The organism is Croceitalea sp. MTPC6 (assembly GCF_036985525.1).
In the GTDB taxonomy this organism is placed as follows: domain Bacteria; phylum Bacteroidota; class Bacteroidia; order Flavobacteriales; family Flavobacteriaceae; genus Croceitalea.
Map to the genome: position 1 here is coordinate 667008 of NZ_BTGR01000001.1, position 19117 is coordinate 686124.

20 protein-coding genes and 1 tRNA gene are annotated in these 19117 nt (G+C 36.7%); 8 read left to right on the forward strand and 13 right to left on the reverse strand.

Annotation, left to right across the window (positions count from 1 at the left end):
• Positions 1-76: 76 nt before the first annotated feature.
• Both AACP56_RS03140 and AACP56_RS03145 read right to left on the reverse strand, forming a co-directional pair.
• Positions 77-406, reverse strand: coding sequence for a YegP family protein (locus AACP56_RS03140; protein ID WP_339333520.1), 330 nt, complete (start codon positions 404-406; stop codon positions 77-79).
• A gap of 155 nt (positions 407-561) precedes the next feature.
• Positions 562-1017, reverse strand: coding sequence for a DUF4442 domain-containing protein (locus AACP56_RS03145; RefSeq protein WP_339333518.1), 456 nt, complete (start codon positions 1015-1017; stop codon positions 562-564).
• Positions 1018-1219: 202 nt separating this feature from the next.
• Here AACP56_RS03145 and AACP56_RS03150 point away from each other — a divergent pair, with 202 nt between their 5' ends.
• The 7 genes from AACP56_RS03150 (at position 1220) to AACP56_RS03180 (ending at position 6368) form a co-directional block, all read left to right on the forward strand.
• The gene (locus AACP56_RS03150; protein WP_339333516.1) at positions 1220-1702 is read left to right on the forward strand and encodes a DUF4870 domain-containing protein; all 483 of its coding nucleotides are present in this window, start codon (positions 1220-1222) and stop codon (positions 1700-1702) included.
• Entirely contained in the window at positions 1702-2160 is a 459-nt protein-coding gene (locus AACP56_RS03155) for a nuclear transport factor 2 family protein (RefSeq protein WP_339333514.1), read from the forward strand. The genes AACP56_RS03150 and AACP56_RS03155 overlap by 1 nt, the downstream gene beginning before the upstream one ends.
• 141 nt (positions 2161-2301) lie before the next feature.
• On the forward strand, positions 2302-2646 hold the full coding sequence (locus tag AACP56_RS03160) for a PadR family transcriptional regulator (RefSeq protein ID WP_339333512.1): 345 nt from the start codon (positions 2302-2304) through the stop codon (positions 2644-2646).
• The gene (locus AACP56_RS03165) at positions 2643-4379 is read left to right on the forward strand and encodes a PspC domain-containing protein (protein ID WP_339333510.1); all 1737 of its coding nucleotides are present in this window, start codon (positions 2643-2645) and stop codon (positions 4377-4379) included. Before AACP56_RS03160 ends, AACP56_RS03165 begins: the two co-directional genes overlap by 4 nt.
• A 99-nt stretch (positions 4380-4478) precedes the next feature.
• Positions 4479-5198: a head GIN domain-containing protein gene (locus tag AACP56_RS03170; protein WP_339333508.1), complete on the forward strand. Its 720-nt coding sequence runs from the start codon at positions 4479-4481 to the stop codon at positions 5196-5198.
• 167 nt (positions 5199-5365) lie between these two features.
• Positions 5366-5815, forward strand: coding sequence for a hypothetical protein (locus AACP56_RS03175; protein ID WP_339333506.1), 450 nt, complete (start codon positions 5366-5368; stop codon positions 5813-5815).
• A 100-nt stretch (positions 5816-5915) separates the two neighbouring features.
• Positions 5916-6368 carry a hypothetical protein gene (locus tag AACP56_RS03180; RefSeq protein ID WP_339333504.1) on the forward strand — a complete coding sequence of 151 codons (453 nt, stop codon included), beginning with the start codon at positions 5916-5918 and terminating at the stop codon, positions 6366-6368.
• Between the two features lie 52 nt (positions 6369-6420).
• On the opposite strand, the gene trxB is transcribed toward AACP56_RS03180, so the two are convergent.
• The 8 genes from trxB to AACP56_RS03220 form a co-directional block, all read right to left on the reverse strand.
• Positions 6421-7389: a thioredoxin-disulfide reductase gene (gene trxB / locus AACP56_RS03185; protein WP_339333502.1), complete on the reverse strand. Its 969-nt coding sequence runs from the start codon at positions 7387-7389 to the stop codon at positions 6421-6423.
• 160 nt (positions 7390-7549) lie between these two features.
• On the reverse strand, positions 7550-7960 hold the full coding sequence (locus tag AACP56_RS03190) for a RidA family protein (RefSeq protein ID WP_339333499.1): 411 nt from the start codon (positions 7958-7960) through the stop codon (positions 7550-7552).
• Positions 7953-9326, reverse strand: a complete 1374-nt coding sequence (locus tag AACP56_RS03195) for an FAD-dependent oxidoreductase (RefSeq protein WP_339333497.1) — start codon at positions 9324-9326, stop codon at positions 7953-7955. The genes AACP56_RS03190 and AACP56_RS03195 overlap by 8 nt, the downstream gene beginning before the upstream one ends.
• 2 nt (positions 9327-9328) lie before the next feature.
• A complete protein-coding gene (gene kynU / locus AACP56_RS03200) occupies positions 9329-10588 on the reverse strand; it encodes a kynureninase (protein WP_339333495.1) in 1260 nt (419 codons plus the stop codon).
• Entirely contained in the window at positions 10588-11658 is a 1071-nt protein-coding gene (locus tag AACP56_RS03205; protein ID WP_339333492.1) for an amidohydrolase family protein, read from the reverse strand. Before AACP56_RS03205 ends, kynU begins: the two co-directional genes overlap by 1 nt.
• 32 nt (positions 11659-11690) lie before the next feature.
• Complete coding sequence (locus tag AACP56_RS03210; RefSeq protein ID WP_339333490.1) at positions 11691-12206, reverse strand: 3-hydroxyanthranilate 3,4-dioxygenase; 516 nt, start codon at positions 12204-12206, stop codon at positions 11691-11693.
• A gap of 24 nt (positions 12207-12230) precedes the next feature.
• Positions 12231-13676 (reverse strand): aldehyde dehydrogenase, encoded by a 1446-nt coding sequence (locus AACP56_RS03215; RefSeq protein ID WP_339333488.1) that lies wholly within the window; start codon positions 13674-13676, stop codon positions 12231-12233.
• Between the two features lie 180 nt (positions 13677-13856).
• On the reverse strand, positions 13857-14624 hold the full coding sequence (locus AACP56_RS03220; RefSeq protein ID WP_339333486.1) for a 2-keto-4-pentenoate hydratase: 768 nt from the start codon (positions 14622-14624) through the stop codon (positions 13857-13859).
• Positions 14625-14847: 223 nt separating this feature from the next.
• Between AACP56_RS03220 and AACP56_RS03225 the strand changes: the two genes are divergently transcribed.
• Positions 14848-16941 (forward strand): TonB-dependent receptor family protein, encoded by a 2094-nt coding sequence (locus AACP56_RS03225; protein WP_339333484.1) that lies wholly within the window; start codon positions 14848-14850, stop codon positions 16939-16941.
• A gap of 161 nt (positions 16942-17102) precedes the next feature.
• Here the strand turns inward: AACP56_RS03225 and AACP56_RS03230 are convergent, their stop codons facing one another.
• The 3 genes from AACP56_RS03230 to AACP56_RS03240 form a co-directional block, all read right to left on the reverse strand.
• Positions 17103-18404 carry a metal-dependent hydrolase family protein gene (locus AACP56_RS03230; RefSeq protein WP_339333482.1) on the reverse strand — a complete coding sequence of 434 codons (1302 nt, stop codon included), beginning with the start codon at positions 18402-18404 and terminating at the stop codon, positions 17103-17105.
• A 214-nt stretch (positions 18405-18618) separates the two neighbouring features.
• A tRNA-Pro gene (locus AACP56_RS03235) sits at positions 18619-18693 on the reverse strand.
• Between the two features lie 84 nt (positions 18694-18777).
• Entirely contained in the window at positions 18778-19077 is a 300-nt protein-coding gene (locus AACP56_RS03240) for a hypothetical protein (RefSeq protein ID WP_339333480.1), read from the reverse strand.
• Between the last annotated feature and the right edge of the window lie 40 nt (positions 19078-19117).

Sequence of the window (19117 nt, forward strand, 5' to 3'; positions counted from 1 at the left end):
TGATTTGTTACGTCATACAGTAAATAAAAAAGCAGCCTGTTGGGCTGCTTTTTCTATTCTATCGCTGTTAAGATAACTAAGAATTATCATCTACATCAGCATCTGGAGCATTCTTCTTTACAGAAGCAATACCATTTTCCATAGCATCATTGGAAGAGTACATTTCGCTCTTGCCAATTATTTGTCCGTTTGTAGAAGTAAGCGTAAAGAAAGGACTACCATCTTTTGCTACTTTACGGTCAAAACGAGCGTCGTCTTGTGAATTCTTTTTAACGGATTCGATACCATTTTTACAACCGTCTTTACTTTCGTAGGACTGACTTGTTAGTATTACCTGTCCATTACCTGCTTTAAGGTTGAACATTGTTTTGCCAGAACTTCCAGTTTTAATTTCAAATTTTCCCATGTTATATACTCTATTTACTGTTATAATTGACTTTGAAAATACTAAAAAGATTATGAATTCACTAAAAAATTACAGTTTCAACACTTTAATCTTACCGTACATTCAACCCTTTGAGTTAGCTCAGGGTGACAAGTACCACTCTTGTATACACAATCTTATTTCTTTAAACGAACTGTCCACTCAAAATTAAAAGTAGATACTACTACCCCATCTTTATTTACTCCAATTGATTTCATCCAAAACTTTTGCCCTTCGCCAGTTTCAATTGTTTTTTTAATGGCATCAGCAATCAAGTGACCATCCTCACAGGTAAAAGTGATTTTTCCAGTGGCCTTTTTTGAAAAATTGGCATTGTTGTTCTGTACCAACATAGAAATTTTACGGCCACTATTCCGGATTTGGTCAATCACCATGGCACCAGTGCTAAGCTCTGCCGCCATACCCTGTACCGCCCAAAACATAGATTTAAACGGGTTTTGATTTATCCATCTATGCGTAACTGTGGTAACTGCCTTTTTTTCATCTAAATGTTTTAATCGTACCCCACACCACCATGCTGAGGGTAATTTAAAAAAAGTGAAGGTGTTGAATTTACTGGGTTTAGTGGCCATAGGGATTACTATATTTTCTCAAAAATAGACAATTAAATAATCACTACAATATGTTAATTAAATGTTAATATTTAGTACTATGTGTTGCATAGTACCATCTTTTGGATATATATTTGTATCGTAAGCTATTAGGTTAGCCATTTCATTAATCAAAAAACACCAACATATCTTAAAATAGTTTTAAGGTAAAAAGTAAATCAACATGACCGAATCATTAACCAAACACGAGCGAAATTTAGCTGCCATCATACATGCTTCGACTTTTTCGAAGTACTTTGTTCCCTTTGGTAATTTTATTTTTCCGCTCATTTTATGGACAGCTAATAAAAAAGAGCTTGAATTTGTAGATTATAATGGAAAACAAGCATTGAACTTTCAAATAAGTATGTTACTGTATTCAATTGTAATTGGATTAATAAGCATTCCATTCTTTATAGGCTTTTTACCAGATTTATTTGATGGTGATTTTTTTGGCTTTCATAGATTAAACAATTTAAACAACCTAGACATTCATATCAATAGTGACGATTTCCGGTTTGGTCGTTGGTTATGGCCCGCAGGTATTACTGGGGTGCTACAAGCCGGACTCGTCATTGTGAATGTTGTTTATACCATTTTGGCTACCATAAGAACCAATGAGGGACAGACTTTTAAGTACCCATTCACTATAAAATTTATAAAGTAATGGAAGTATATAAAAAAATCATCGGGTTTATTTTTCTAATACTGGCCTTTGCCACTAATGCCCAGGTAGCAAAAGAATCCGAGCTATTTAAAAAAGTAATGGAATTGGATAAAACCTTATTCGATGCATACAATAACTGTGATATGAAAACCCAAGCCAGATTAATGGATGAGGATTTAGAATTTTATCATGATATGGGTGGTTTGTCCACTTCAAAAAGTAATGTTTTAAAGAGTATTGAACAAAATATATGTGGAAAAGTAACCAGAACTTTAGTTGAAAACAGTGTTGAAGTACATGAAATTAAAGGTTTTGGAGCAGTAGAAATAGGTATGCACAAATTTTATAACAATCAAGAACCAAATGTGGAATCAAAACCAAGTAGATTTATATCTGTCTGGAAAAATGACGATTCCAAGTGGACATTATCGAGGGTAATTAGTTTACATAAAAATTAAAAGAGTTTATTTATTAATCAAAAAACGAAAAAAATTCAATCAATCAACAATCAACCAAAAAACGTTTCCGTGCCCGCTACTCATCATAGCGGGACGGCACGGAAGCAAAACGAACAGTTAATTTAATAGACCCATGAAATTATGAATATAGAAAACACAAAGGCACAAATGCGCAAAGGGGTCCTGGAATATTGCATTCTATCCATACTAAAAGATAAGGATAAGTATGCTTCAGAAATTTTAGGAGCTTTAAAAGACGCTAAGATGCTTGTGGTAGAGGGTACCATTTATCCATTGCTCACAAGGCTTAAAAATGCTGGTCTGCTCAACTATCGTTGGGAAGAATCCACCTCTGGTCCACCACGTAAATATTATGCGCTTACAGAAACCGGGCAATTGTTTCTCAACGAACTCAATGGTACCTGGGATGAACTTAGAAATGCAGTAAACTTAGTAACCAACACAAATCAAGCAGCAACAAAATGAACAAGACAGTAAATATAAATCTAGCAAATACCCTCTTTCACATAGATGACGAGGCGTATAATAAGCTTAGGCGTTACTTGGAATCCATAAAAAGATCATTTTCCGGGACCGCAGGAAGCGATGAAATTATAGCTGATATTGAAGCCCGTGTAGCGGAACTTTTCCTGGAGAAAATGGAAAATGAGCGTCAGGTGATAACCCAAAAAGAAGTGGATGAAGTAATCACCATTATGGGACAGCCAGAAGATTATATGGTAGACGAAGATATTTTTGAAGACCAACCAAGATCTTCCCAACCAAGACCTGAGCGTAAGACCAAAAAGCTCTACAGGGACATTGATCAAAAATATATTGGCGGAGTATGTTCTGGTCTGGAATATTATTTGGGTATAGATGCTTTATGGATAAGGCTAATTTTTATTCTATTAGCAGTTTTTACCGGATTTGGTTTTATAGCATATATTTTACTTTGGATTTTAGTTCCGGAGGCATCTTCAACTTCCCAAAAGTTGGACATGACGGGAAAGCCTATAAACATCAGCAATATAGAACGCAAAGTTAAAGAGGGGTTTGATGATGTTTCTGACGCAGTTAAAAGCGTCGACTACGAAAAGGTAGGTAATAAGGTAAAAAGCGGCTCCAAGACCTTTTTTGATACTATTGGTGATATTATCATGTTCCTATTCAAGATTTTTGGAAAGTTTATAGGGATATTGTTGATCATCATTGGTGCATCGACCCTTATAGGTTTGTTCATTGCACTATTTTCCGTAGGTATTATTGATGCGGTACATTTCCCTGGTGTGGATTTTTATGAAATAGTGAACACCTCTGGATCTCCGGTCTGGTTAATTTCATTGTTATTGTTTTTTGCCATTGGTATACCGTTCTTCTTTATCATGTACTTAGGTCTAAAGATTTTAGTGACCAATTTAAAATCAATAGGTAATATTGCTAAATTTTCACTACTAGGGCTATGGCTGATATCCATTGGGGTTTTAACAGTATTTGGAGTTCGCCAAGCAGCAGAATTCGCCACCGTGGGAAGTGTAAATGAAAAAGCTGTGATAGCAATAGCAGACCTTAACGATACCATACGTATCCGTATGAACGAAAATGAATATGATTACGGTTCAGATAGAGTCCATTTTGGGCGTATGACCTTATCATATGATGAAAATGATAGACCAATCTTAGTTTCTGATGATGTACGCTTTGACATAAAAAAGTCTGAAGATTCCTTAGTAAGATTGAATGTGAGAAAAGATAGTCATGGTAGTACTTTTAAAATTGCTAGAGACAAAGCAAAAGAAGTGTCTTATGAGTATAGCGTTAATGGTAATGAAATTGTACTGAATGATTTTCTTATTACTGCTACATCAAATAAGGCAAGGCAGCAAGAAGTACGCTCCACAGTTTACATTCCCGTTGGCAGCTACATCTCTTTTGATGAATCTACCAAAGGTCATATTGGAAGAAGCACCAAAAATGACCGGGACTATTACAGAAGTAGCATAGCCAATCATACGTGGGTAATGGGAGAAGATGGTGAACTAAAATGCCATGAATGCCCAGAAGAGGAATACAATAATTGGGATGACGATGATAATAGTGATGGAAAAATCATCATTAACGAAGACGGAATCAATATTGATGTTGAAGATGAGACAGACTCATTTAAACTTAAAATTGACGAAGACGGCGTAGAAATAAAAGCAGAAGAAAAGAACTAATTACAATTGGGTCACTCAATTTAACAGTTGGGTGACTATTATTGATAAAGAACAAACTAAAACACGAATTTTAATCAATCATTAAAAGCAACAACAATCATGACAACACTAGCAAGAATTGCAATTGGCCTTGTATTAGCATTATTCGCTTCATCCTGCGTTAACATTAGCTTTGGAGATGGCAAAAAAGGAAACGGCGTAATAGCCGAAGAGACAAGAAAAGTAACTGAAGATTTTACAGAAATCTCTGCTGCAGAAGGACTTGACGTATTTGTAACCCAAGGTAATGAGTTCAGAATTTTGGTAGAAGCAGATGAAAACATAATTGAACTTATCGCAACTGATATTAGGGATGGTAAATTAAAGGTCCACACTGTCGAAAATATTGGAAGAGCGACAAAGAATGTCTATGTAACCCTACCAAAAATTACAGTATTGGAAAGCTCTAGTGGCGCTGACTTAATAGGGCAAAATGAAATAAAAGCGGAGAAACTGGATTTAGATGCCAGTAGCGGTTCAGACCTGGAAGTAGAAGTAATTGCTACAGAAATCGAAGCAGATGCCAGTAGTGGTGCAGACATTAAAATCTCTGGCCAAACTGATGTACTTTATGCTGATGCTAGTAGCGGTGCGGATATAAAAGCAAGAAACTTATTGGCAAAACGTTGTAATGCAGATGCAAGTAGCGGTTCAGACATCTCTGTTAATGTGTCAGAATCGTTAACTGCTGATGCAAGCAGCGGTGCGGATATATCTTATTCAGGTGACCCCCAAGTATCTAAGAAAAAATCGGTGTCCGGTAGTGTCCATAAATATTAGGAATTAACAACCAAACCAATCTACCCTTACCAAAGCCTCAAGCTAAGCTCGAGGCTTTTTCTATGTATAAAAATATAAGACTTCCATTTTTTAGCGCTTAATAATTAAGCACTTAACAATTTTTTGTATCTTAAAAGAACTTAATTCCTCACTTAAAACAGTTGACCATGAAAAAACTATTAACATCGCTCTTTTTAGTGGTAGTATTGGTATCTTTTACCATGCTTACCTCGGCAAAACCAAATTCATATCATTCCATTGAAGGTACTTGGGAACTTGAAAGTTTTTATAATTACGATGAAGAGCAAAATATTTCAGATACCGTTGCCAAAGCTCCTGGTTATCGCCAGGTAAAGATGTATTATAATGGAAAAATAATGTGGTCACGGTATGTCCCCGATGAACCCAACGGAAGGTTTGGATATGGTTCCTATAAAATAACAGATAACCAACTTATTGAAACTATAGAATATGGCGATACAGAAATGATGAAAGCAATGGATACGATGCGCGTATTTACTTTTGACTTAGTCTTAACAGACGATAACTACAGTCAAATAAGTTTTGATGAAGAAGGCAACTATACTTTTTCTGAAAATTATAAAAGGATTGATTAAAATATTGTAATATACATACAATATTTGTCAGATTTTTCGTTCATAATATACTGTTATACTTTAAATAGTATTTATGATTAAAAAATTACACTTTTTATTGATGAAAAAAATCCTTGTAATAGTATTGTTGCTTTTAGTTACGGTAGCTGCAACTACACCAGAACAAAAAAGACAATCCGAAACTGCGAAATCTATAAACGGTACTTGGGAATTAGTAAGCCATTATATTTATGATGGGGTCAATATTACTGATACCATTATAGAAAAAGGGACAGGAGCCCGACAAATTAAAATGTACAACAATGATAAAGTAATGTGGACCCGTATTGTCCCTTCTGTTTCTGCAGAATGGTTTGGTTATGGCTCATACAGAACTACTGAAAGTAAACTTTTTGAAACCTTGGAATACGGCTCATCCACTATGATGGAAATGATGGATAGTATAGAGGTGTTTGAATTTGAACTTATTTTGAAAGAGAACTCTTTTAGTCAAATAACACTGGACGCTGAAGGTTACAGGGTACATTCAGAAAATTATGTACGCATAGACTAATTAAAAAGCCGCATTAATGCGGCTTTTTAATAGTGACAATTTCTAAAATAACTTAGACCGAAACTTCTTCTTTAGACTCTACAGCAGCTAAATAACGCTCTGCATCTAACGCAGCCATACAACCTGTCCCAGCAGCAGTAACTGCCTGACGGTATTCTTTATCCTGTACATCTCCACTAGCAAATACTCCTGGTACATTTGTTTTTGTGGATTTTCCTTCCGTAATAATATAGCCGGTATCATCCATATCTATCTGACCCTTAAAAATATCAGTATTTGGTTTATGACCAATAGCTATGAACAATCCTGTAATCACAATATCTTCCTTCTCACCAGTTTGATTGTTAACCATTCTTAGTCCTTCCACAACTTGGTCTCCTAAAACCTCTTCAACCTCTGTATTGTAACGGATTTCTATGTTATCCAAACTGTTTACACGATGCTGCATCGCTTTAGAAGCCCTCATATAATCCTTACGCACTAACATAGTGACTTTGTTACAGATATTTGCAAGATATGAGGCCTCCTCAGCTGCGGTGTCCCCTGCGCCTACTATAGCCACATCTTGACCTTTATAAAAGAACCCATCACAAACCGCACATGCAGAAACACCACCACCGCGTAACTTTTGCTCACTTGGAATATTCAAATATTTTGCGGTAGCCCCAGTAGAAATAATTATGCTTTCTGCTTTTATCGTTTTATCGTTATCAACCGTTACTTTATGTATTCCACCAACTTCATTACTAAAATCTACAGCGGTGACCATACCTATACGAACCTCAGTTCCAAAGCGTTCTGCCTGTTGTTGTAATTGTACCATCATAGTAGGTCCATCTATCCCTTCTGGATAGCCTGGAAAATTATCAACTTCAGTAGTAGTGGTCAATTGTCCACCAGGCTCCATACCTGTATACATAACTGGTTTTAAATCTGCTCTAGCAGCATAAATTGCAGCGGTATAACCTGCAGGTCCTGAGCCGATAATTAATGTTTTTAATCTTTCTATTTGTTCAGACATAGTATTCCTTCTTCTCAAATTATTACTAATACAAAAGTAGGTTTTTTGGTCAAAAACTTACATTTTAGGCTAATAGCTTATGAACAAAAATGAGTGTTTGTTGAAAACTCCAAAGACTGATTATCTTTTGGATGTTTTTCACTCAGTAAGGACACTTTTATTAGAGGGGTTTGTAAATTAAGGCCTTTATTTCTATGAGAAGGTTAGGATGAGGAAGCTGATGTACTGCAACAGTTGTTCTTGTGGGTCCAGTCCCATCAAAGTAAGTCCCATAAACTTCATTATATCCTTTAAAATCTTTCATATCTACCAAAAATGTAGTGATATCAACTACATCATTTAGAGTAGCATCCATATTCTTAATTAATTCTTCAATATTTTTTATGACCGCCTCGGTTTGTAATTTGATATCTAAATCCCAAGTTCCGTCTTCCAACTCTGTAGCTCCAACGTGTGTATTATCCGGTCGTCTGCTACTTGTACCCGAAACAAAGATATAGTCTCCTACCCTTTTGATGTGAGGATAATTACCCAAAGGTTTAGCTTTGTTTTTAATAGTCTTACTATCCATATTTTAGTATATCTGAGTAGTTAACTTTTTTTAGCTTCTGATAAATACTATCCAATGAAATTTTCTCCCAATCGGAATCTGAACAGATTTTCAATAATAGTTCATCTTGTTTTCGTCCTCGAATCATCGCTTCACGATAAGAAAGGTTTTCCTGAAAAGTAACCAAAGAGTATTTAGAATAGTAATCGGGATAGGTTTGTTCCAATTGCATTTCAATTTTTCGCTTTCGAATAAAAACTTCATCGGCAACCTTATCTTGCATCTCATAAAAATTATCAACCGCTAAATCTGCAATGGCATTGGTGTTGTTTACCCTTTCCTCTTGAAATTCTTTAAATAAAGCTTCCCAATTACCATTATGCTTTTCAACCATTTCGTCAAAAATTCGGACATCTTCAAAGGAAGCATTCATTCCCTGTCCATAGAATGGTACTATCGCATGGGCAGCATCACCCATAATCAAAGTTTTTCCGAAAGCTTGCCAAGGATAGCATTTGATGGTACCTAACATGCCTACTGGATTATTGAAATATTCCTCAGTTAAATTTGGAAAATGTTTTAAAGAATCTGGATAGTATTTTTTGAAAAACCCAAGCACCTTCTCCTCTGTATTCAAGGTATTAAATCCACTTTCCCCTTCATAAGGGTGGAACATGGTAACAGTAAAACTACCATCTAAGTTAGGTAAAGCAATCATCATGAATTTACCTCTTGGCCAAATGTGTAGTGCATTTTTATCCAGACGATAGCCTCCAGTATCTGTTGCTGGAATTTCTAACTCTTTGTATCCTGACCTTAAGAAATTCTGCGAGTAATTGAACAACAACTCAGGGGTTCTAGACATCATACTTTTTCTTACTACAGAACCTGCACCATCTGTTCCTAAAACTATTGTGGCCTTAACCTGAATCTTTTTGCCCTTAAAATTGATAAAAGAACCTGTTGCATTGTCCAAGTCTATATTTACACATTTTGAGTTAAAATGAATGGTCACATTATCAAATTCATCAGCCTTATCCAGTAGGGTAATGTTTAAACCAGTTCTAGAGACTGAATTTATTTTCTCCCCTTCCCTACCACTATATTTAGAAAACCTTTCCTCGCCATCGATTCCATGGATCATACGCCCTTCCATGCCAATGCACTCTTCTAATATCTCTTCCTTAAATCCAGCGCTTTTAATAGCCTTGAGACCTCGGTCTGATAAAGCTAAATTAATGGACCTCCCTCCTGCCAATGGTATTTTTCGCATGTCTGGAAGGCGTTCGTGTACTTCAACCTCATATCCACGCTGTGCCATACGAATAGCCAGTAATGAACCACATAAACCCGCACCAACTATTAAAATTTTTTCTTTTCTTGCCATGCCTACTTTCCCACTTCTTCTTTTAAGATCAAAACAAAATTGTAAACATCTTCAAAAGAGTTGTAAAATGGTGCTGGCGCTATACGGATTACATCTGGTTCTCTCCAATCTGCTATCACTCCCCTTTTTGTAATAGCATTAAAAATAGATTTTCCATTACCATTTGTTAATTGCAGTGAGAGTTGACAACCTCTTTCATTCTGTTCTTTTGGAGTTATAACATCAACTTGCCCTTCAAGCAATTCCTTTAAAAGAAACTCCAAGTAACCTGTTAATTGTCTTGATTTTAGAACTAACTTATCCATACCTACCTCATCAAAAAGATCTAGAGAAGCACGTATTGCAGCTAGTGACAATATTGGTGGGTTGCTTAATTGCCAGCCTTCTGCACCAGGAATGGGGTTAAAATCGTCCCGCATTCCAAAACGAGTTTCTTTGTCATGACCCCACCAACCAGCAAATCTGGGTAGGTCAAAATTATGGGCATGGCGCTCGTGTATAAAACAGCCACCGACACTACCCGGACCGCTGTTTAAGTATTTGTAAGTACACCACGCGGCAAAATCAATATTAGACTTATGAAGTTCCAGTTTTAAATTACCAACGCCGTGGGCTAAGTCTATGCCAACTTTACACCCTTTTGAGTGACCAAGCTCTGCTATGCGACCAATATCAAAAACCTGTCCTGTGTAATAATTGGGACATCCAATTAATATAAGGGCTATTTCATTTCCTAAATCTTCAATGGCACTTTCTATATCTTCATATCTCAGTAATACCTCGCCATCTCTAGGTTTTAATTCTACTAAACCATTTTCAAATCCATGAAATTTTAGTTGTGATTCCACGGCATATCTATCAGATGGAAAAGCATCTGACTCTATCAAAATTTTATATCGTTGCTTTGTAGGCCTATAAAATGTTGCCATTAATAAGTGAAGGTTTACACTTAAAGTATTCATGATCACTACTTCTATAGGTTTTGCACCCACTATTTTTGCCATTTTATCAGTCAAGAACTCATGATAGGGAAGCCATGGATTTTTAGCATGAAAGTGCCCTTCTACACCATAAGTTGCCCAATCATCTAGCTCTTGTTGAATATAGCTTCTAGTGGTTTTAGGCTGTAAACCCAAAGAATTTCCACATAAATAAGTGTGTGGTTCACCATTTCTTTGTTTTGGGATATGAAATTTGTCACGGTAAGAGCTTAAACTATCTTTTGCATCTTGCTGTCTTGCATATTTTAAAGTACTCTCCATTAGTCTTTTTTCTGAACTCTTTTGTAAAAAGCCTCTGCATCCTTACCACACAACCATCTTACAACATTTTTATCCCAAATCTCTCCGTGCTGCCTTTTAGTTATAATCTCTTCTTCTACCGCAAGGTCCAGTAGTTTTCCAGGGTAAGACGATTGCGCTTCACTTTCCATTTCTCCCAAAGGATAAGGGTCGTCTAGACCTAAAATAAGTTGGTCAGTTCCTTTTTGACGTCTTACCATAAGTTCAAAAGAAATAGTGTCGTGAACCAATGTATCAAAATATATATTTGGGTGACCTAGCGCCTTTCGTGGTCTGGTCTGACCCTCAAAAAGGTCTGGTCTACCATCAAATCCTTGAGTTCTTCTTCCGATGTTTAAGTGATTTAATTGCCCTCCATGGGCAAAACAAACACGGATATCCGGATATTTTTCATAAAGACCATCAAGCGTGTAAAAATGATAAGCATCTGCACATTGAGCCAGCATCCATATAAGATGAAAACGCCAAGACTGATTTTCTAAATGAATAAACTTTTCACCATCGTATGGATGGATTTCTATAGCCAATTTATACTTATTTGCCAACTCAAAAATAGGTGCTGTCTCTTTATCAAAAATACCTCTCCATGTCCCAATAGAATCCATATAATGTGTAGGCAAACACAGTACTTGCATCTTTAATTCTTCCACACATCGCTCAATCTCCCAACAGGCACCATCAATAAAACCCGCATGTACCACAAAACCACAAGTAAACTTGGTTGGATGATTGTCTTGTACCTGACTGTTAAAATCGTTTTGAAACCGCAAAGCATATTTCATATCCCGAATACGAAGCCCATTTCCATATAGCTGTGAAAGATTAAGTACAACAGCATGATCAATTTTATTACGGTCCATCCATTGCAATTTCTCTTCCAAGAAAAAGCTGGAATCCGTAACAGGACGTTTCCACCCTTTCTGAAGCATATGCTGTCTATCTTCATCTATCCAAAAAATTTCTTTTTCTTTTAAATAAGCAGGGATTTGCTCTGGATATGGTAATAAATGTGAATGTCCGTTGATTCTCATTGAACTACTTCTATTTGGCTCAAAGGCCTTGATTATTTAGGTGGTTCCATTTTGGTTCCACAATTATCACAGGTTAAAAGATTTTCATTTGAATAAAACTTATTGAAAATAACAGGCATATCCGTTTCAATATTGTCTAATTTAAACGGTTCTCTATATAGCTCATTGTCACAATTTTCACAAAACCAAGCCAGTCCATCCACCATGTTTTCGGCTCTTTTTTGTTCAATTACAAGACCTACTGTATTTTCACCACGTTGTGGGGAATGGGGAATATTTGGTGGTAAATAGTAGATTTCCCCTTCCTTAATATGAACATCTTCCGGTTTACCATCAACAATCAATTTTAAGACAATATCACCTTCCACTTGATAAAAAAATTCCGGTGTCTCGTTTAAGTGGTAATCCTTTCTAGAGTTTGGACCACCTACTACCATCACAATGTAATCTTCATTATATATGACCTTGTTACCCACAGGTGGTTTTAAAAACTCTCGGTTATCTTCTATCCAATTTTTAAAATTGATAGGGTTGAATGTTTTTGACATACTTTTTGTTTTAAGGTATAACCATTATTTTGAATAATCGATACAAACATTTTTTGTTTCCGTAAAAAAGCGAAGTGCCTCAAATCCGCCTTCTCTGCCTACTCCTGAATTTTTCATACCTCCGAACGGGGTTCTTAAATCTCTGAGCAACCACGAATTTATCCAAACAATTCCTGCTTCTATTTCACTCGCAATACGGTGCGCTCTAGACAGATCTTGTGTCCAAATCGTTGCCGCGAGGCCATAATCATTGTCATTGGCCATTTCTAGTGCCTCAGCTTCATTTTCAAACGACATTATGGTAACCACTGGTCCAAAAATCTCTTCTTTATTTGTCCTGCAATTTAGTGGAAGGCCTTCAATTACAGTTGGTTCAATGTACCACCCATTTTCATATCCTTCAGGTTTTATTGAATTACCACCACAAAGAAGCTTCCCGCCCTCTTCTTTTGCCAAATTAATGTAGTAATTAATTTTATCAAAGTGAACTTTAGAAACGATTGCACCTATTTTAGTGGTCTCTTTTTGTGGATGACCCACCTTGAGTGCCTTTGTTTTATTCACAAAATCACTCTTAAACTTCTCATAGATAGGTTTTTCCACAAATATCTTGGAGCCACATAAACAAATTTGCCCTTGATTGGCAAATGAGGAACGCAATGTAGTTTTCAGCATTTTCTCGTAATCACAATCTGCAAAAATGATGTTTGGGTTTTTACCACCCATTTCCAATGAATACTTTTTGAATGAAGGAGCCGCCTTCATAGCGATATCTGCACCCACTTTTGTACTTCCTGTGAAAGAAATTGCTTTAATATCCTTATGGGTGCTTAATAAAGCTCCTGTTTTCTGCCCTTGTCCATGAACTACATTCAAAACCCCAGCTGGTAAACCTATAGCTATACAAATCTTGGATAGTAAATAGGCAGTCATTGGTGTTACTTCAGATGGCTTAGCGACAACCGTGTTACCCGCAGCCAATGCTGGTGCAATCTTCCAAGTAAAAAGATACAAAGGAAGGTTCCACGGAGAAATACAAGCTACTGGACCTAAAGGCTTTCTAAGCGTATAATTGACTGCTTTTCCATTCATTTCATGTGATTCCGAAGAAAATTGCATGATAGCGGTTGCAAAAAACCTCATATTGCTTGCAGCTCTTGGAATATCCACTTCCTTAGTTAACCAAGATGGCTTTCCGTTATCAATAGATTCTGCCAATGCAAGATTCTCTAAATCAGCTTCAATGGCCTTTGAAATCTTCATTAGATAATCATGACGTTCTTCAATAGTTGTGGAAGACCATGATGAATATGCCTTTTTGGCAGCAATAACTGCCTCTTCAATATCTGAAGCATCTGAATCAGGAACTTTTGCATAGACCTCTCCATTAGACGGATTAAATACATCTAGTTCTTTTCCAGAATGACATTCTTTTAGTTCTCCGTTTATGTAATTAGCTATAGAAATCATTGAAAAAAGTTCAGCTTAAAGTTCCCTATATTTTTCGAATTTCAACGGCTTCCACTTTCAATTTTTTCAAATAACTGGTTAGCCTATATTTTTTGACCTATTCATAAGTCTACAAGTCTTAATCCAGAGACAATTATCTAACGGATTAAAAGCCAAAGAAGCACATACATCAAAACTATTTTACTTTACTTTTAGACTAACCTTACCAAGCTTTTCAACTTCAACCACAATAGTATCATTCTCATGGACAAAAACTGCTGGTGTGGCGGCACCTGCAAGGATTACCATATCCTTGAGCAGAGGCACATTATATTGTTCTGCCAATCTAAAAGCCTGCAATAATGAATTTAGTGGGTTGCCCAATATGGCATTAGAGTTTCCTGACTGTACAGTTTTACCGTTAACATTCATGGTCATAGCAAGATTGGAAGAATCAATAGTAAAATCTTTCCATTTCCCCAAGACATATGCAGAAGAGGAACAATTATCCGCAATTACATCTTCTAACGAAAACTTAAAATTTTTGTATCTGGAATCAATTACTTCTATCGCTGCAGCAACACCTTTCACATATTCTGCGACATTGGCTTTGGTAATCGCTTCAGAAATGTCCTTTTTAAGCAAAAAAGCTATTTCTGGCTCGGTCCTAGGGTGTATAAAGTTTTTGATGTACAAATCACCATCATTTTCTATTTCCATTTTATTGGTGAGTCTGCCCCAAATTAGGTCATGAACCCCCATTTGTTCCATCTTTGCCTTACTTGTAAAGCCTAGTTTAAGTCCTGATAATTGTTCACCCCTTTTAAATCGAAGTCCAATAGATTTTTCTTGAATTGCATAAGCCTCATCCAACGATAATTTAGTCGAATTACTTATTTGTTCTATAGGTATTGCAATGTTAGCCGCTGTATCCAGAACTTGAGAGAATTCAATTATCTTTTGCTTCATTCTTACAATAAAAATTTTTATTATCGTGGAATAATACGAATTCTCAGCTTAACTAAAAATATATCCCTCATAATTATACTCATAATACGAATCAAATTTAAATTGATAGCGGATGAGAATCAGGTGACCTAAAGTAAACCAAACACTTTCAACATATAAAAGACCAGTCACATTCCTAACTGAAACTTTATCTTTGAATCTTAATTTTTTTTCGTCAAGTAGTATGAACCAATACTCAAAAACCTTTCTGTTTTTCATCTTAGCACTAAGCAGTATTTTGGTGGTCCAAGGTCAAGAGCCTACTGAAAATGATAGCATTACCCAATTGGATGAAGTCATTCTCTTAGATGCCTTAAAGCAGAAAAACAGCATTGGCATTGTGCCTTCAGAGGTCATTTCAGTGAAAGTGTTTCAGAATTATAGTCCGGTTTCTATGGTTCCGGCTATCAATCAGATTCCTGGGGTGTATGTATTTTCTGGTGCGCTGAACACAAATAGAATTACGATTAGAGGTATTGGTGCAAGAACGCTTTTCGGTACGGATAAGCTCCGTATGTATTATAATGATATTCCTATTACCGATGGTTCCGGGTTTTCTACTATTGAGGCGTATGACTTGGAAAACCTAAGTCAGATTGAAGTGGTCAAAGGGCCAAAAGGGACTTCCTATGGAGCCAATTTAGGGGGAGCGATTATATTGAATCCTAAGAAAGCTTTAGGAAAATCTACTACCTTTTCCAATAACTTTACAATCGGTTCTTTTGGATTGGTAAAAAACAATTTCTCCTTCAATCACAATGATGGGAAACTCCGTTTGGGTTTGCAATATGGGCATATGGAAACTGACGGATATCGCCAGAACAACAATTTTGAACGTGACGGATTTCTATTGAATACTTCTTATCAAATCAATCCGAAAAACAAAATTTCCCTCCTTATAAACCATATCGATTACACCGCTCAGATTCCAAGTTCTTTGGGCGCTACCGCTTTCTCGGAAGACCCGCAACAAGCGACCTTTACATGGCGAGTTTCCCAAGGTTTTGAGGCTAATAATTATAGTTTGGTGGGGTTAAACTACGAGCACAAATTCAACGAAAAGTTTAAGAATTCGAGCAGTTTGTTTTATACCTATCTAGACCATTACGAGGCACGCCCCTTCGGAATTCTCGATGAATACACCAATGGTTTCGGATTTCGGACCAATTTTTCGGGAAGTTTTGCCATAGCAGACCAAAAGGCCGAATATTTTTTTGGGGGAGAACTCTATAAAGACGAATATACGTGGGATTCGTTTGAAAATTTATGGGAAGACAATAATGGTAACGGCAGTCTACAGGGAGACCAAGAAGCCGCGAACAAAGAGTTTCGTTCACAATGGAATGCTTTCGGAAGCCTATTATATCCCCTATCTGAAAAATTATCCGCTCAGGTGGGTCTAAGCATCAATAAAACGGACTATGATTATCAAGATATGTTCAATACTGGTGCAGATAACCGAAGTGCCAACCGTAATTTTAAGGCGATTCTGTTACCAAGCCTTAACCTCAACTATGCTTTTTCAAAAGACTATCAATTATACGCCAATATAAGCCGCGGATTCTCCAACCCCACCTTGGAAGAAACCTTAACGCCCGATGGTGTAATCAACCCTGATATTGCACAGGAAACAGGCACCAATTATGAATTGGGAAGTACGCTCTATTTTGATGAACGTCGCCTAAACATCAATTTAGCTATTTACCAAATGAACATTCAAAATTTACTGGTAGCGGAACGTGTAAACGAGGACCAATTTGTAGGTAGAAATGCCGGAAAGACCCGTCACCGCGGATTGGAACTCGGCGTGAACTATAATCTTATGATTTCTAATAAAGTACAGGTAAGCCCTTTTGTAAACCTCACCCTCACAGACCATAGTTTTATAGAATTTATAGATGAAGGCGATAATTTTTCAAGAAACCCCTTAACGGGCGTACCCAAACAAAGAGCGACAGCCGGGCTACAATTTCGCTTTTTTGACGATTTCTATTTGAATACTACTTATCAGTATGTGGGTGCGATTCCCTTGACCGATGCCAACAGCTTATCAAGTGACCCTTTCAATATTATGAACGCCAGAATGGGCTATTATAAAAAGCTCTCCAAACACTTTTCATTGGGACTTGACTTCGGTATAAACAACCTATTTGATGATGTCTATGCGCAATCTGTGCTTATCAATACCCAAGGTTTTGGAGGTAGAGAACCGCGCTACTTCTACCCTGGTGATGAACTTAATTATTATGGGAGTTTGAGATTGGGCTGGGAGTTGTAAAGCGTACTTATTCTAAAAGCCTCATTAAAAGATTTTGGACTTGTCAATAAATCCAAGCAACTAAGTTTAACTCTTTGCCATATTTGCTAAAGCCCTTATTATATTTAGTAAATTATTATAATACCTGTACTTTTTTTAATAATTCAATTTGGATAGTGCTTTTAATTTGACTTATAGACCTTCCCCTCCTTCATTACAAATTCAACCTTTTCCAAAATTGTAATATCTTTCAACGGATTTCCTTTAACCGCGATGATATCTGCCCACTTACCTTCTTCGATGCTTCCAGTTTTATCTTTTATTCCAATGAGTTCAGCAGCAATTATGGTTGCCGATTTTATGGCATCCATTTCGCTTATTCCTGCTTTGACCATCAACTTAAACTGTTCGGCATTGCGCCCGTGTGGATAAACCCCTGCATCTGTACCGAAAGCCATTTTTACACCTTGCTCGTGTGCTTTTAGAAAATTAGATGCAAAACTGCTATACATCTCATTATTATTTTCATCTATTTTTTTATCACTATAATCGTTTTTCTTCTCAAGTAAGTCATAATGTGCGGCCATCAAATCCATGACGAGATAAACATTATGTTTTTCCATTAGTTCTATGGATTCATCATCCATCAGACTTCCGTGTTCAATTGAAGCAACTCCCGCTTTAATGGCATTTTTTATACCTTCTGCACCATGGGCATGTGCGGCTACTTTCAAACCATTTTTTCTCGCTTCATTGACTGCCGCTTTTATTTCTTCCATAGTGTACGAAGCTGCGCCAGGAATTGAACCGCTAGTGCCAAAACCACCTGTTGCCGTAATTTTAATCAAGTCTACTCCGTATTTAACATGACGACGTACCTCTTTTTGTACTTCATTAACCCCGTCTGCAATCGCCGCCGGGTTTTTTTTTAGTTCTATGTGCGGACCCATCCAACTTTCCCAGTCCCCATGCCCACCAGTCATGGTGATGGCCGGACCACTGACATACATCCTTGGCCCAGGAATAATACCCTTATTAATCGCATCGCGCAAAGCAATATCACTGTAGAAAATACCCCAGATGTCCCTTACCGTAGTAAAACCTGCCTCAAGCGTTTTTCTTGCATTGATTGTGCCCATTATACCATAGTTGGCAACTGGCAGTTCCCATTGATCTATGGATTTATCATAGGAATTCAAGACCAAATGGGCATGACAGTCGATCAGCCCCGGAAGTATGGTGTATTCTGATAAATCAATAATTTCTGTGTCCTTATACAAGTTCTTTTGTGATGCCCTATCAATCTTGATGATTTTATCGTTTTCTATAACAACAAGTACATCTTTTATTATCCTCCCATCCGCAACATCCAACATGGAGCCTGCCCAAATTACTTTTTGACCGAATTTTTCCCGAGAATCAGCATTTTGCGAAAAACTTATGGCATTATAAAAAATGAAGAAAACCAATATGAAGCGTCTCATTCAATTGTTTTTAGTCAGATATCCAAATAGAAAATTAGCCATTAGTCTAAAATAGGAATTTAACCTATTGAATTCCAAACAACTACATGGACTGTCGTTAAAAGTGTGTAGATGGCTTTTTTGTTATTTCAGATTGTATTACTAAAAAGTTTTGATTGACGCCCTGATAATCATATGATTATCAGGGCTTTGATATAACCAAAATCGTAGTTTGTCGGGATGAGAGGATTCGAACCTCCGATCTCACGGCCCCCAGCCGTGCACTTTAACCGGACTAAGCTACATCCCGAAAAATGAACGCAAAAATAATAAATTAAAAGTGAAAAGAATTACCTCGAAGGATAAGAAAAGAGGTGGAAATCTGAAAGGTATTTTAGATTCCTGTGAGGAACTCCCTAATTTCTATATATAGAGCTTCACGTGCTACAGCTGAATCGTTTATAGGGTTGAACAAGAAATAACTTAATGCTTGTTTATGGCAAAATTCGTCTAAATTATCACCTTTCCAAAGCGAATAACTCATCATTAGCATGTGATAATCTATCTTGTATGGCTTTTTATCGCTATTTAAGCCATTTAGTATTAAATTAAGGGTAATCAAAGCATTTTCACAAAGACAGTCATCTTCTTTACATAAAAATGAAGGCAATACTTGAGATTGGTAATTTTGCATCAAAAAAATATTAGGTACTGTCCTACAAATTATACCAAAA

Excerpts from the sequence above, each read along its gene's own strand:
- AACP56_RS03140 (WP_339333520.1), bottom strand. The coding sequence starts at position 406 with ATGGGAAAATTTGAAATTAAAACTGGAAGTTCTGGCAAAACAATGTTC.
- AACP56_RS03145 (WP_339333518.1), bottom strand. The coding sequence starts at position 1,017 with ATGGCCACTAAACCCAGTAAATTCAACACCTTCACTTTTTTTAAATTA.
- AACP56_RS03150 (WP_339333516.1), top strand. The coding sequence starts at position 1,220 with ATGACCGAATCATTAACCAAACACGAGCGAAATTTAGCTGCCATCATA.
- AACP56_RS03155 (WP_339333514.1), top strand. The coding sequence starts at position 1,702 with ATGGAAGTATATAAAAAAATCATCGGGTTTATTTTTCTAATACTGGCC.
- AACP56_RS03160 (WP_339333512.1), top strand. The coding sequence starts at position 2,302 with ATGAATATAGAAAACACAAAGGCACAAATGCGCAAAGGGGTCCTGGAA.
- AACP56_RS03165 (WP_339333510.1), top strand. The coding sequence starts at position 2,643 with ATGAACAAGACAGTAAATATAAATCTAGCAAATACCCTCTTTCACATA.
- AACP56_RS03170 (WP_339333508.1), top strand. The coding sequence starts at position 4,479 with ATGACAACACTAGCAAGAATTGCAATTGGCCTTGTATTAGCATTATTC.
- AACP56_RS03175 (WP_339333506.1), top strand. The coding sequence starts at position 5,366 with ATGAAAAAACTATTAACATCGCTCTTTTTAGTGGTAGTATTGGTATCT.
- AACP56_RS03180 (WP_339333504.1), top strand. The coding sequence starts at position 5,916 with ATGAAAAAAATCCTTGTAATAGTATTGTTGCTTTTAGTTACGGTAGCT.
- trxB (WP_339333502.1), bottom strand. The coding sequence starts at position 7,389 with ATGTCTGAACAAATAGAAAGATTAAAAACATTAATTATCGGCTCAGGA.
- AACP56_RS03190 (WP_339333499.1), bottom strand. The coding sequence starts at position 7,960 with ATGGATAGTAAGACTATTAAAAACAAAGCTAAACCTTTGGGTAATTAT.
- AACP56_RS03195 (WP_339333497.1), bottom strand. The coding sequence starts at position 9,326 with ATGGCAAGAAAAGAAAAAATTTTAATAGTTGGTGCGGGTTTATGTGGT.
- kynU (WP_339333495.1), bottom strand. The coding sequence starts at position 10,588 with ATGGAGAGTACTTTAAAATATGCAAGACAGCAAGATGCAAAAGATAGT.
- AACP56_RS03205 (WP_339333492.1), bottom strand. The coding sequence starts at position 11,658 with ATGAGAATCAACGGACATTCACATTTATTACCATATCCAGAGCAAATC.
- AACP56_RS03210 (WP_339333490.1), bottom strand. The coding sequence starts at position 12,206 with ATGTCAAAAACATTCAACCCTATCAATTTTAAAAATTGGATAGAAGAT.
- AACP56_RS03215 (WP_339333488.1), bottom strand. The coding sequence starts at position 13,676 with ATGATTTCTATAGCTAATTACATAAACGGAGAACTAAAAGAATGTCAT.
- AACP56_RS03220 (WP_339333486.1), bottom strand. The coding sequence starts at position 14,624 with ATGAAGCAAAAGATAATTGAATTCTCTCAAGTTCTGGATACAGCGGCT.
- AACP56_RS03225 (WP_339333484.1), top strand. The coding sequence starts at position 14,848 with ATGAACCAATACTCAAAAACCTTTCTGTTTTTCATCTTAGCACTAAGC.
- AACP56_RS03230 (WP_339333482.1), bottom strand. The coding sequence starts at position 18,404 with ATGAGACGCTTCATATTGGTTTTCTTCATTTTTTATAATGCCATAAGT.
- AACP56_RS03240 (WP_339333480.1), bottom strand. The coding sequence starts at position 19,077 with ATGCAAAATTACCAATCTCAAGTATTGCCTTCATTTTTATGTAAAGAA.